Origin of the sequence: Colwellia sp. MT41, assembly GCF_001444365.1 — a bacterium.
Lineage (GTDB): Bacteria > Pseudomonadota > Gammaproteobacteria > Enterobacterales > Alteromonadaceae > Colwellia > Colwellia marinimaniae.
The window spans coordinates 2,865,592-2,879,550 of the sequence record NZ_CP013145.1 but is presented as its reverse complement, the minus strand read 5'-3'; the positions used below and the strand labels follow the sequence as shown (position 1 = coordinate 2,879,550).

Annotated in this window: 12 protein-coding genes; 11 read left to right on the top strand and 1 reads right to left on the bottom strand. The window is 39.9% G+C overall.

Annotated elements, in window-relative coordinates; all coding sequences use genetic code 11:
- Nucleotides 1–178: 178 nt before the first annotated feature.
- From CMT41_RS12380 to nudC, 10 genes are all read left to right on the top strand, one after another.
- Nucleotides 179–1,549 (top strand): glutamine synthetase family protein, encoded by a 1,371-nt coding sequence (locus CMT41_RS12380; RefSeq protein WP_058027430.1) that lies wholly within the window; start codon nucleotides 179–181, stop codon nucleotides 1,547–1,549.
- Between the two features lie 76 nt (nucleotides 1,550–1,625).
- Complete coding sequence (locus CMT41_RS12375; RefSeq protein ID WP_058027429.1) at nucleotides 1,626–3,023, top strand: aldehyde dehydrogenase family protein; 1,398 nt, start codon at nucleotides 1,626–1,628, stop codon at nucleotides 3,021–3,023.
- A complete protein-coding gene (locus CMT41_RS12370; protein ID WP_058027428.1) occupies nucleotides 3,023–4,246 on the top strand; it encodes an iron-containing alcohol dehydrogenase in 1,224 nt (407 codons plus the stop codon). The genes CMT41_RS12375 and CMT41_RS12370 overlap by 1 nt, the downstream gene beginning before the upstream one ends.
- 78 nt (nucleotides 4,247–4,324) lie before the next feature.
- The gene (locus CMT41_RS12365) at nucleotides 4,325–5,038 is read left to right on the top strand and encodes a glutamine amidotransferase-related protein (protein ID WP_058027427.1); all 714 of its coding nucleotides are present in this window, start codon (nucleotides 4,325–4,327) and stop codon (nucleotides 5,036–5,038) included.
- Nucleotides 5,039–5,369: 331 nt separating this feature from the next.
- Nucleotides 5,370–6,338 (top strand): response regulator, encoded by a 969-nt coding sequence (locus CMT41_RS12360; protein ID WP_231733053.1) that lies wholly within the window; start codon nucleotides 5,370–5,372, stop codon nucleotides 6,336–6,338.
- A 53-nt stretch (nucleotides 6,339–6,391) separates the two neighbouring features.
- Nucleotides 6,392–7,393 (top strand): hypothetical protein, encoded by a 1,002-nt coding sequence (locus CMT41_RS12355; protein WP_058027426.1) that lies wholly within the window; start codon nucleotides 6,392–6,394, stop codon nucleotides 7,391–7,393.
- Nucleotide 7,394: 1 nt separating this feature from the next.
- Complete coding sequence (locus tag CMT41_RS12350) at nucleotides 7,395–8,003, top strand: hypothetical protein (protein ID WP_058027425.1); 609 nt, start codon at nucleotides 7,395–7,397, stop codon at nucleotides 8,001–8,003.
- A gap of 48 nt (nucleotides 8,004–8,051) precedes the next feature.
- Nucleotides 8,052–10,031 (top strand): PAS domain-containing sensor histidine kinase, encoded by a 1,980-nt coding sequence (locus tag CMT41_RS12345; RefSeq protein ID WP_058027424.1) that lies wholly within the window; start codon nucleotides 8,052–8,054, stop codon nucleotides 10,029–10,031.
- 128 nt (nucleotides 10,032–10,159) lie between these two features.
- Nucleotides 10,160–10,480, top strand: a complete 321-nt coding sequence (locus CMT41_RS12340; RefSeq protein ID WP_157466375.1) for a winged helix-turn-helix transcriptional regulator — start codon at nucleotides 10,160–10,162, stop codon at nucleotides 10,478–10,480.
- 15 nt (nucleotides 10,481–10,495) lie between these two features.
- Entirely contained in the window at nucleotides 10,496–11,488 is a 993-nt protein-coding gene (gene nudC, locus CMT41_RS12335) for an NAD(+) diphosphatase (RefSeq protein WP_058027423.1), read from the top strand.
- A 232-nt stretch (nucleotides 11,489–11,720) separates the two neighbouring features.
- Here the strand turns inward: nudC and CMT41_RS12330 are convergent, their stop codons facing one another.
- Nucleotides 11,721–11,996 (bottom strand): hypothetical protein, encoded by a 276-nt coding sequence (locus CMT41_RS12330; RefSeq protein WP_232299953.1) that lies wholly within the window; start codon nucleotides 11,994–11,996, stop codon nucleotides 11,721–11,723.
- 568 nt (nucleotides 11,997–12,564) lie between these two features.
- Here CMT41_RS12330 and CMT41_RS12325 point away from each other — a divergent pair.
- On the top strand, nucleotides 12,565–13,632 hold the full coding sequence (locus CMT41_RS12325; RefSeq protein ID WP_058027422.1) for a hypothetical protein: 1,068 nt from the start codon (nucleotides 12,565–12,567) through the stop codon (nucleotides 13,630–13,632).
- Nucleotides 13,633–13,959 lie beyond the last annotated feature (327 nt).

Sequence of the window (13,959 nt, the reverse complement as noted above, 5' to 3'; positions counted from 1 at the left end):
CTCTTCTGAAAATAACTCAATCAATATTGAGTTATTTTGAAAAATCTCCTTTGTTGAGCTTTACTGTAAAGGTAAGTACAAATTTTAATTATCCTTCGAGTTATCAATATTCTAGATCATTTCTAGGTAATCTCTAGCTGATTTCTAGGTAAGGTAATACCGCTAAAGAGGAAAGTGCATGTTATTACCAAGAGAAGTTAAAACCATTGCTGACGCTAAGTTAATTGTCGAGCAAAGAGGCCTTAGCCATGTGAAAGTGGGCTTGTTTGATATCGATGGCATTATGCGTGGCAAGTACATGAGTAAAGAAAAATTCTTCTGCTCATTAGACTCAGGTTTTGCTTTTTGTGATGTTGTATTGGGCTGGGATTGTCAAGATCAGCTTTATGATAATGTTAAATATACTGGCTGGCATACTGGCTTCCCAGATGCACCTGTTCGTATTATCCCGCAAACCTGCCGTGCCTTACCCTTTGAAGATGATATGTTGTTATTTATCGCGGAGTTTAGTGGTGCTGCAGCGCCTATTTGTCCGCGCAACACCCTAAAGCGAGTACTTGAACGCGCCAAAGAACAAGGTTTTACAGTGATAGCGGCATTAGAATATGAGTTTTTTATTTTTAATGAAACGCCTGAGTCTGTTCGAGCAAAAAATTATAAAAACTTAACACCACTGTCGCCGGACTGCTTTGGTTATTCGATCATCCGTAACTCGGTGCACGCCGACTTACATCATCAAATCTTAGCCCTTGCTGAACAAATGGACTTTCCCCTTGAAGGCTTACACACAGAGACAGGTCCTGGGGTCTTAGAAGCCGCAATCGCCCATGATGAAGCACTTAATGCTGCGGATAAAGCCGCACTTTTTAAAACCTTTATCAAGGTTTGGGCACAACGTAATAATTTAATGGCTACTTTTATGGCTAAGTGGTCGACAGATTGGCCAGGGCAAAGTGGTCATATTCATATCTCATTAAAAGATGCACAAGGCCATGGTGTGTTTTATCAGCAAGATAATAAGGATGGCATGAGTAAATTACAGCGCCAGTTTCTTGCCGGACAACAACGCTTTATGCCTGAGTTTATCGCCATGATTGCTCCGACAGTTAATAGCTATAGTCGCATGGTTCCTGGCTTATGGGCGCCACTTGATGCTACTTGGGGGGTAGAAAATCGTACCACAGCACTGCGGGTTATTTCTGGCTCAGAAAAATCACAACGAATTGAATATCGACTTGGCGCTGCCGATGCTAACCCTTATTTAGCCTTAGCCGCGGCCATAGCTTCGGGCTTAATTGGCATAGAAGAGCAACTGCAGCCCTTGCCACAAATTAAGGGCAATGCTTATCAACAAAGTCATCCAGCAGAATTAGCACTGCCCAATACTTTATTTGCAGCGGCGACTAGGTTTAAGCAATCGAAAGCCGCCATAGCCATGTTTGGTCATGACTTTGTTGAGCACTTTAGTGCCAGTAGGGAATGGGAAGAGCGAGAATACCGTAAGCATGTTTCTGATTGGGAGTTAAGTCGCTACTTTGAAATTATATAAGCTGAAATAATTTAACCACACTTAGCAGTAGCGTTGTTACTAGGTAGATAAGTAATGAGTAATTTATGAGTTCACTATGAGTAAAATTCAAACCACACGTTCACCTATAGATGACGCTATTTATGTCGAGCGTGAATTGGCTACTCAGGCTGAGGTCCAACGGGCTTTGGCACTTGCAAATAGCGCACAAATTAGGTGGCGACAAAGCTCACTAGCACAGCGGGCGGTTATTTGTCATGCCATGGTCGATATCTTGCTCAGTAAAGCCGATGAAATTGCCGAGCAGTTATGTTGGATGATGGGACGGCCCATTCGTTATGGCCAGGGTGAAGTAAGTGGTATGGCCGAGCGTGCTCGCTTTATGATAACCGAGGCACAAAATGCCCTAGCCGATATAAAATTAACCAAAAAACCGGGTTTCATACGCTACATTAAACGCGAACCCTTGGGTGTTGTTTTTATTATTGCCCCGTGGAACTATCCGTACTTAACGGCGATTAATTCTATCGTGCCAGCCATTATGGCGGGAAATAGTGTCCTGCTAAAACATTCAGCGCAAACCCCCTTATGCGGTGAGCAATTTGCTAACGCTTTTGCGCAAGCGGGCTTACCCGAGGGCATCTTTCAAAATTTATTCTTAAGTCATGATGAGACCGAAAATCTTATTCGCCAGCCGCTAATTAAATACGTTGCTTTTACTGGCTCAGTGGCCGGCGGTGAAATGGTCGAACGCGCCGCCAGTGGCCGTTTTATTGGTGTGGGTTTAGAGTTAGGTGGCAAAGACGCTGCGTATGTTCGAGCAGATGCTGATATAGCTGAGGCGGTGGCAAGTTGCCTTGATGGTGCTTTTTTCAACTCAGGGCAATCTTGTTGCGCTATTGAACGCATTTATGTGCACAGCGAGGTCTATGATGACTTTGTTGAGCAATTAGTGGCCTTAGTACAGGACTATAAGTTAGGGCGGCCGGATGAACTAGCCACCACACTTGGGCCCTTGGTTAACGCTGCCAATGCGGACTTTGTTCGTCAGCAAATAACCGAAGCACTTGCTGCTGGCGCCAAAACACACCTTGCCAGTCATCACTTCCCCTTAGATAAGCCAGGTAGTGCTTATCTCGCGCCGCAAGTGTTAACCAACGTTGACCACAGTATGTCACTAATGACGGAGGAAAGTTTTGGCCCTGTGGTTGGCATTATGAAAGTGAGCGATGATCAACAGGCCGTTAGCTTGATAAATGACTCAATGTTTGGTTTAACCTCGACCGTCTTTACTCGCAATATTAAGCAAGGCATCGCCCTGGGCGAACAATTAGCTACCGGCACCTTTTTTATTAATCGCTGTGATTACCTCGACCCAGCTTTACCCTGGACTGGGGTTAAAAATTCAGGGCGAGGCTGTACCTTATCTAGCTTAGGTTATCAGGCCCTTAGCCGAGCTAAATCATTTCATATTAAAATGACTAACAGTGAATAATGACTGGTAAATTTGACTTAACTCAACGTGAAAAACCAAGGCGGTTATCGGTGACAACGCTGAAGCAATTTTATGGCAATTGGCATTATCCTACCTCGATTCGTGCCGGCATTGGCCGCATCAATGAATTACCCTCAGCGTGTCAGGAACTTAGTTTTAACGCGCCTTTACTGGTCACAGATGCTGACTTGGCGGCACTGCCAATGGTAAAACAAGCGGTGTTACATCTTGCTGGACAAGGTATTCACTGTCAGGTTTTTTCTGCCATTAAAACTAACCCCTGCGAGAAAAATATAACCGATGGTGTTACTGCCTTTTTGCACGGCAAGCACGATGGGGTTATAGCATTTGGCGGTGGCTCAGCCCTAGATGCCGGCAAAGCAATCGCGCTCATGGTTGGTCAAACGAGACCCTTATGGGACTTTGAAGATTCAGGGAGCAATTTTCACCGAGTAAACACAGATAAAATGGCGAAAGTCATTGCTATCCCAACCACATCGGGAACAGGCGCTGAAGTAGGGCGCGCATCGGTTATCACCGATGAGCAAGCGCATATTAAGCGTATTATTTTTCACCCGGCAATGTTACCGGATATTGTGATTTTAGATGCCCAGCTGACGGTTAGTTTACCCGCTGGGTTAACCGCTGCCACTGGCATGGACGCATTATCGCACGCGCTGGAAGCGTATTGTGCCCCTTCTTTTCATCCCATGGCGGCAGGTATTGCTCTTGAGGCCATCCGCTTAATAAAAGAGTATTTACCTAGAGCGACGGCTAATGGCCATGATCTCGAGGCACGAGCACAGGTGATGGCCGCTGCCACTATGGGAGCAACAGCTTTTCAGCGCGGTCTTGGCGCTATGCACGCCTTAGCACATCCCCTTGGGGCACTTTATGATAGTCATCATGGTTTACTTAATGCCATATTGATGCCTTATGTACTCAAAGCAAATAAAAAGGTTATAGCAAAAAAAATCACTCGACTAAGCCGTTATTTAGCCCTTGAGCAGCAAACATTTGACGGTTTTTTTTATTGGATTTTAGCCTTGAGAAAACAACTAGCTATTCCTCATTCATTGCAAGAAATAGCCATAGATACCCGCAGAGCCGATGAAATTGGCATGATGGCATTTAATGACCCTAGTGCCAGCGGCAACCCTATCGCCTTTAGCGCTCAGCAATATAGCGATATATTCAAAAAAGCAGTGCACGGAGAGTGTTAACGAGTTAGTTATTTTTGCTATAACATTGTTATTGAGTTGATATGGGCTGATATTGCATGCTAATGAGGGGTTATTATTATGAAGTTAGGGATTTTGCTTTGTGACCATGTGCAACCTGCGCTGCAAGAGGAATTTACTGACCTTGACCATATGTTTACTCAGTTGTTAAGCCAATGTGATAGTGCCATTGAATTGCATTATTATTGGGTTGTTGATGGCGAATTTCCTGACAATATTGATGTTTGTGATGCTTATATGACTAGTGGTAGCAAAGCCAGTGTAAATGATGACTTACCTTGGATTACTAGGTTAGAGCGGTTTGTTTGGCAATTGTTTGTCGGGGGGAAGCCCTTTGTCGGTATATGTTTTGGCCATCAACTTATAGCCAAAATACTGGGCGGTAAAGTTGCTTACTCTGCTAAAGGTTGGGGCGTGGGCGTGGCGACAACAAAAGTACACTGCCATAAACCTTGGATGCAACCGCATAAAGATCAAATTAAACTCGTGGTTAGCCATCAAGAGCAAGTAGAGCAGTTACCAGCTGACGCTGAAGTATTAATGGCTAATGACTTTTGTCCTTATGCCATGATACAAGTGGGTAATAATTTTATTGGTTTACAAGGTCACCCTGAATTTAGCCGAGCTTATGCTAAGGCGATAATGCAAAGCCGAAAAGCTATTATTGCTGAGAAAAACTTCACTCAGGGTCTTCAGTCATTGTCACAACAAGGCGATGGGGAATTAGTCATGCGCTGGCTTATTAATTTTATACAGCAGGTTATTGCCAGATAGTGCTGCTTTAAAACGGATAACAGCACTGAATACGGGCGTTGAGCTTTAAGTGTTTATGATAAAAAAACAAATAGACTCTTCTTTATTGGGCATAAGTTCAAGCCCGTAGCATATTGGCTTTTTAGGTATGTTTCATAACCCTTTAACCAATAATACCTTATTTGATATCAAGCTAAGACTTGCCAACCGAGCTATTATTTCCCTGCGTTGCATTTTGCAAATACTGTCATTTTGATAATACCCCATTACCACTTCATTACCTTGCTAAAAACATCAACTCTTACCATGACCTAGAGCACTAAGGGCTTTAAAAAACTTCGGGGTTATTTTGATGTCTGGTACATCAATTGCACTTCAATTATTACTTAGTGTTTATGCGGCTTTATGCCAAAGAGCAAGCGGCTATTTATTTCTTACTTTTATATTTACCGGGCAAGGAGAGCGTATGTTATGCGAAAAAAGTGTCCTCATTGTTGATGATGAAGCTGGTGTTAGAGAGACCTTGAAAAGGGGTATTCACCGTCAATTTAATAAAGGCAATCAACGAGTCTCTATTAGCGAGGCCGCTAATGGTGAAGAAGCGATAGCGTTAGCACATAGATTCCCTCCGGATTTAATTATTATGGATATACGTATGCCAGTCATGGACGGGTTAAAAGCCTGCCGTATTTTAAGGAGTGATAGTAAATTTGCCGCCACCATGATCATTATGCTGACCTGTGAAATAGCGGAGGAAAGTGCCGGTTTACTCTCGGGCGCAGATGATTACGTCATAAAGCCCTTTGATATAAAAACCTTACTTATTCGTATCGAAAGAGGCTTATTTAAACAAGGTGCTATGGGAACTGTCTCCTATGCTGAAAGTGATGGCGTGTTATCGAAAAACTACTTTGTCGAAAGTTGGCTAAATTATGAAATTGCCAGAGCTAAGCGTTATCAACACCCGTTAAGTTTTCTCTTAGTAAAAATTGACTCAATAGATGACAAGCAAGGGGTTAAAAGCCGAGACTTGGAAGTGATAACGCTACTAAAGCGCCGAGCATCTGATCCTTTGATAAAGTGGGCTGAGCATACCTTTGCTATTTTACTGATTGAAACCTGTGCCGATGATGCCGTTTTACTTGCCAAACGTATCATTTGGTTAGCTCAAAAAAGTCCTCGCCTGTTACGCCCTAATATAGGTATCGCCAACTTAGAAGATACACTTACCGATGATTTAATTATCAATGCCGAATATTCATTAGCGGCTTCTGTCTGTACTGGAGAATTAGTCCTTAATAGGTTGGCGGTCAATTTATAAAGGTTTATTTATATATGTTACTGGTAAGACTTACTTTACCCGTAGGGGGAATAATGAAACCTTGGCTTTATATTTTTTCACTAGTCTTTATCAGCGTTGTTTTCGTGTTTGTTTCAGAGTCTTGTTATGGCAATTTCAGCAAAAACCTCAGATGGAGCATCGATGGCAGTGCTCGGTTGAATGATAATCAAGCCTTAGATAATAGCAGTGCTATTTATGCTTTAGGTATTGATACTCATAAGGTTTTTACTAATTCTTCTGGGGATATTGGTTATGGTGTAGGACAGCTATATTTCACCAAGTTAGTAAACCATATGCCAGTGCCGTTCTTATTTAGTTCGAAAGATGATAGTGAGTTTATTATTAGAGAGGCGCACCTCAATTATACTGCTGGGCCCAATTGGCTGCCTAATGTTCGAGTAGGGCATTTTACCTTACCTTTTGGCTTAGAAGAAAGTATTGATACCAATGGCCGCTTACTTGATTACTATCATGGAAAAAATTTAGGCACAAAGTTGGATTGGGGGCTTAGCTTTAACAAAGTACTAAGACAAATAGAATATAACGTTAGTTACACCCTAGGGGGGAAAGATCAGGCAAAATCGCTTGCTGGCTCATACGCCCTCACGGGGAGAATAGGCTCATTAAGTCACCTAGACTTTGTCATTGGCTTGTCTTTTTTTGATGGCAAGATTGATGATATTTCACGAAAAAGGTTAGCCATTGATTGGCAATACTATTGGGGAACATGGGGGATATTAGGGGAGTTAGCCCTAGGTGAAGATAATAATCAGCACCAGGGCTGGCAAAAAGAAAAATACAGCCTAGTTGAGCTAAATAAAACCTCAATAAATGAGCAATTAAAATTATATAGCCAGTTCATTATTAGAGCTAGAACAGATCACGCAAGTACGGATAAGTTAGTAAATATTGGCTTTAGTTATCAATTTAATAACCAGTTAGAGCTAAGTATGTCTGGCGTAAAACAAATTAACAGCCCAGCAAGTGGTAAAAAACAGCAATTGGCTAGAGTTCAAATAAGGGTTAGGTACTGATATGACCATACGCTTTATCATCTTAATACTGACTTTAGCTATGCTGCTATTGCTACCTAGCAATGTTCATGCAGTCGCTTACTGCTCCTTACGTGATCCCGTTGCGCAAATAGCACAGCTTTATCCACAAAAAACTAATCAGCTTTCAATTGTTAAAACGGTCGATGATAATATTCGGGCGCAAGTGCAAATTGCACTGCCCAGTAATGACTTACACTTTAGTGAACTCGGTCGACATACCTTGTATATCGCGATGAAAGGTCAGGAGGTTCTAGGTTATGTCCATGTAAGATCAGAGCAAAGTGCTTGGGGCTTGGTAGAAATAGTGTGGGCAATTGATAAAGACTTAAGAATAAGAGACTTTGTTTTTCAACGCTGTCGCAGTCCTAAAAAGAAAATTGCTCAACATAGTGATTTTAAGGACATTTTTATTGGCAAAAATTATCAAGAATTGAAGCAACAATTAAGTGCTGATGGTATTACGGCGAAGCCAAGCGTATTAAGTCATGCCCAAGGTGCGGCTGAGTTAGCCAATGTGGTATTAAGGTGTGCATTGAAAACCCTGTTACTCACTGAAATATTATGGGGAGATGAATTGGAAAAGCTATAGTTATGGTAACGCTTTTCATATCCCTGACAAAAAAATGGCGAATTAATTATGAAAATTTCTAATTATAATCTGCTATTAGCAATATCGACGTTACTTTCTGGAGTAGTTATTTTTGCCAGCCTTTGGCATCAATACCAAAAGGTTGAGCAGGTATCACGGATACATTATCAGTCACGTTTATTAGTACAAACCATTGAGCATGTATTTACTATGTCGCAGCTTTGGCTAACCACACAAGATTTACTCTTTTCTGGTCGGCAAACGTATTTAGCAAAAGGGATTAATGAGCAATCAGCACAACTCAGGCAAACCCTGATGAGTGTTAAAGGAAAACTAGTCAATAAGGACGGTAATGATCTGGTGTTAAAACTCATTGTCGCGACTGAACAAAATGATGTTATTGTCAATTTATTCTCCCAGGTTTCAAGACAAAAAAACACCTATTGGCAAGCTAGGATTGCTGACTCTGACCAGATAACAACAATGTATGTCAGTAACTTAGAGCAATTATCGGCTCAAGTTATGCGTGATAATCATTTCTGGAGTGAGCAGGCTAAGAGAGCGAAAAGCAACTTTACTAAACTGTCATTTTTGGTGGTTTCTCTCTATTTAGGTTTTATTTTATGCACGGTCAGTTTCTTTAGTAAATACATAGTAAAGCCCATTGAAAATATTACCGCCTTAGCTCTGCAGCGGACATCCGCAGGGGCTAGTGTTGAGTTTATACAAACGAGAGCTGCCACTGAAATAATTGACTTATCAATTGCTATTCAGCAGTTTACTCAACATATTACCATTGAAAAACAGCGAGCAGAGCAAGAGCGCTGCAATGTTATTCGAGCAAATGACAAAGCCAATATCATTATGGATACCATACCTTGTTCGGTACTCTTAGTAGACGAACAAGGGCTGATAAAAGAGTGCAATATAGAAACTGAAAAATTATTACTAAGAGATAAAGCGCATATCATCGATAAACCAGTGGCTAATTTTGTCCCTGCTTTAGCAACCTTAGATGGTCAGTTCGATAAGGATATAGCGTTAAAAAATATGGAAGAATCTTTACTTGCCCCCGGTTTTGAAAATCCACATATTGAATTTACCGGCCGGAAAATAGTTATTATGGGAGCCATTAATTATTTAATCACCTTAAATGATATTAATGAAAGAAAACATAGCCAAAAGGCCTTGTCGTCATTAAATGAACAGTTAATACAGGCAGAAAAGCTTGCCTCTATTGGCCAATTATCTGCAGGTATAGCTCATGAAATTAATAACCCCGTTGGTTATATTCGCAGTAATTTGGATGTACTTAATGACTATTTTAAGCCACTGCTTGCCTATATAGCATTAACAAATGTAGATCTAACTAAAAATTCTGCTAATAAAAAAGCCGCACAAGAGTTATATCAACGAGAGGATTTAGATTTTATTCTTGAGGATATTGAACCTTTAATCGCTTCAACGTTGGAAGGAGCTGCCAGAGTCAGTAAAATCATCACAGATTTAGGTAATTATGCTCATATTGACGAAAAACTTCCTGAAGCGATAGCCATTGATGAATTAATTGAAAAAAGCCTTACCTTAGTCGCTAATGAGCTTAAATACAAAGTTGAAATAAGCAAAGACCTTGCAGCCAATGTTAATGTTATTGGGTTTCCGCAAAAGTTATTACAAGTGTTTATTAATATATTGGTAAATGCTTCTCATGCCATTGAAACTAAAGGCTGTATTTGTATTTCGTCACATGTCGTTCAACAAGAAATCAATGTCCGTTTCGAAGATGATGGCGCTGGTATTAGCCAAGAGAACTTGAAAAATATTTTTGACCCCTTTTTTACCACTAAGCCAGTGGGTAAGGGCACAGGTTTAGGTCTTCATATTGTCAGGTCTATTATTGAAGATCATCATGGCCGTATTGAGGTCAGCTCAAAGGTAGGTCAAGGCAGTAAATTTGATATTTTTTTACCTATTCATTATGATGAATTAGCGGCAAATAAATTAAGTGTTAAGCAATTAATTAGTTAACACTTAACTGCTAAATACTCATTGGCAGTGAGCGTTACTCTCTTGCTCTTGCAGGGCGGTTTGCTATAGTATCTGCGCTACCAATAATGTAGCATGGTGCTTTTATCATTGCATTTTATCTTGTAATTATGACACTGCCACTACCTGGCAGACAAGTACGCGGCTCTGCAACGGGTAAGCCTATTATGGCTTTACTCGATTTACTTGGGCGAACATGGGCATTAGGTATTATTTGGCATTTACGTACTGGCCCAGCAACATTTAGAGCGTTGCAACAACGCTGTGAGAAAATCTCCCCCACATTGTTAAATACTCGATTAAAAGAACTCAAAACACTGCAGCTTATTGACAGCCAAAAAAGTGGTTATCAATTATCCTCCCAAGGCGTGACTTATTTTAAATTATTTCTCCTTTGGATGTTGGTCTGCTCAGTGGACACCAGCACTTAAGGACGAAAGCAAAATATGACATTAGCCTATGGCAGTATGCCGTTAGATAGAGGCACTAACCAGCGAAAGAATAAACGCTGGTTAACAGCTGAGTTTAATCACCAAGATACTTTATTTTGTGTCATTCATGAAGGCATGAGTCTTTTTGAAAAGGCGGCTGAATTTATTCCCATTTATCTTAATAAAACACAACTGCCAACGGTTAATCTTAATAGCTGCATATACTTAGGGAAAGGCAGAGCAGAACATCAGGGTGGTGTAAAAAATCAGCCCGCAACTGCTGCCATCTTTGCTATCGATTATAATAAATTGCGTTTTTCTACTCAGCAAGCGTTAACTGAGCTGGGGCAATGGCAAGGGATTAGACAAGTCACCGCTAATTTATCTGCTATTGATGCGTCAATCTTAGCGTTAGCTAAGGGGTTAGTGCATTGGCATATAAGTCATCAATTTTGTGGCCATTGTGGTAATGCTAATGGTGCTGTTGAAGCTGGGCATGCCCGACGCTGCTCCGATTGTCGAAATATGAGTTTTCCTCGCACCGATCCTGCGGTCATTATGCTGGTAGAAAAAATGTTTGCTGATGGTACTCCACGTTGCTTGTTAGGTCGGCAGGCTAGTTGGGCTAAAGGTATGTATTCAACGCTAGCGGGCTTTGTTGACCCAGGTGAGACTCTTGAGCAAGCGGTGAGCAGAGAGGTGGTGGAGGAAACCGCTATTATCGTGGAAAAACCACAATATATAGCGTCTCAACCCTGGCCCTTTCCCGCCTCGATAATGTTAGCTTTTACCGCTATTGCCACTTCTGAGACAATTGATATTAGCCAAGATGATTTAGAAGATGCTCAGTGGTTTTCACGTGAGCAACTGAGTAAGTTTACCTCGAATAGTTCTGTGACTGATGTGGCGGCTAACTCTGAGACTCTGCAATATAGAATGAGTAGTAGCGACTCTATTTCTTCTTATTTAATCACCGCGTGGTTGAATAAGGAAATAGGGCAGTATTAATTATAAGTGATAAAGTAAAAAGGCATAAAATCAAAAGGGGCCAGCTAACCATTGATTCGCTGGCCCCTTTTTTCGCTTTAATGTTTTCTGTGCTTGCTGGCATAGAGTATGTGCTAACAACGTTATGTAGTAGTATTTCTTACGGTAGTACAAACGATGAAACAGCCCTTGCTGACAGTTATATATGCCAGCATTATCAATTTTTCCGCTGAAATAGTTGTTGGCTAAAAAACTAAAAGTCACATTGCAGTATTTTCATCGGTTTATCTGCGGCCATGATACAACCCCTAGCTTCATCTGTAGCGGCTTTGCACTGTTTAAGCATTTTGGTCTTACTCGGGGCATGGTCTTTTAATACTTTTTTCACATGACTGACCACAGTGCTACATTCACTTACGGCTACTGGCGGTGCTTTAGAGCAACTGACTAACGTTATGACCATTAAAGGTAAGGCTAAATAAGAAATAATATTCATTGTTTTATGCAAAGGGCTAGTATTTTTCTTCATGTTAATGGCTCTGACAATTAGAAAGTAAATTGAGTATAGACATGGATTGTTATAAGTGCCGTTATGTGAGATCCAGTTTAAAGTGAAATTGGCGGCATAATGAAATCAAAAGCTTAAAGGTCGAAATCCAGATAGTCTTTTTTTTTTAATTCATATTAACGGTAAATTGAGCGGATAAAATCGCGTTAACATGAAATTGGCATTTCATGGGAATTAAATATCTCAATTATATAGGCAGCTCTAGGGCTAATTATTGAAGAATATCAGAACATGGTGGGTTTTCACGGAAGCTAAAACGAGTAAAAATCATACAATTTAATCATGCGGTTTTTATTAGGCCAGTATGTTAACTGGTACCTCAAAACAGACATTTTTTTTGAGTTACTAGGGGAAACTAGGAGCCTAAAGCGGTTGTTAAATGAATTAGAGCTAAAGATCACTTAGTGCGCATTGAAGACATTAGCCACCAGTCTATTTACTATATTAGTTCTAATGAATAATTACTGTTATATTACAGAGGCTTTCAATAACAATTTTTGTGAGCCAATTGGATTAATTAGGAGTTTCGATGTTTTTTAGTCAGGAGAATAATTCAAAAGTTTTAGCTTCGTTTCTTAGAAAGGCTGAATCTGCTCATATAGAAGATGAAAGTAGAAATAAGCGCTTAAAGATATCTAGGACTATTGTTGGTTATATGTACAAAGCCCCCGAGGATTGGAGTGAAAGGTGTAGCTATAATATAAAACATATTGGAAATCAATTTATAGAATGGTTACGCGACTTTAAATCTTCTGATAACACAAGTATTGATCATATATATTCAATAACATACAGGTTTCTTTGTGAATATGACTTCTTAATCGGTGCTGGCAAAGAGCTTAATATGAATCTAAGCTCAATTAAACGTCTGGTTCAAGAAGACGCAGCTGATATGGATGAAAATGTACACTCTCAGATTATATATGCTTCTTATGTAATGCCTGCAAATATTGCAAAAGAGTTTATTAATGATGCAAATATCGGCATATTTAAAAGTTTTGAACAAAAGAAGGCTGAAGCTGAAAAGCTCAAAAGTGAATGGAACAAAGAAATAGAAGCAAAAAAAATTGAAGTTGATATTTTAAAAACCAAGCTAGAAGAATACAAAATTGGATTCAATTTTGTAGGGTTATACAAAGGATTTTCTGAACTTGTTACCAAAAAGAAAAAAGAAGCTTTTTTGTCTTTTCTGTCCTTAATTGGTATGGCAATACTTATTCTTGCACCTTTGATAACTGAAATCACGTTAGTTTTATTGGGTATGTTCAAAAGTAAAACTATAGGTACAGAACATTTGTATATCTTAATGCCGTTAATATCAATAGAGGTCATATTGATTTATTTCTTTAGAGTTATTTTACTTAATCATAGGTCTGTAAAAGTACAGATTATGCAGATTGAGTTAAGGCAAACACTTTGTCAATTTATACAAAGTTATGCTGATTACGCTTCTAAAATAAAGGAAAAAGATGCTACAGCACTTGAAAAATTTGAAAACTTAATTTTTAGTGGTGTTCTATCAGATTCTGATAAATTACCAAGTACATTTGATGGTTTTAGCCAAATGGGCTCTTTTATTAAAAGTTTAAAAGCCTAATGATATGCTGTAAACAGGGCGTTATCGATACAATATCTAATCCAAACTATAGTTTTTACACAAAGACCTAATGTCTGCTCTGTGGTACTTACCGCCCTTAGCATCTCATTTTAAAAAATTAGTAAACTTCAAATGAAGTAGCCCTTTTGTTAAGGGCTACTTGGTTAAGGTTTTCAGATATCAGCCAGTACACAAAACCTACCAACAACTCTCCAATTGAAGGCTGATGTCTGAAAGGCTCACAATGAAGAAACCGCGGGAAACAAACTCGGTGCTATGGGGATTACTTAATTGTCTTTTGTGCTGAGTGGGGGCAATGCTTTAGGA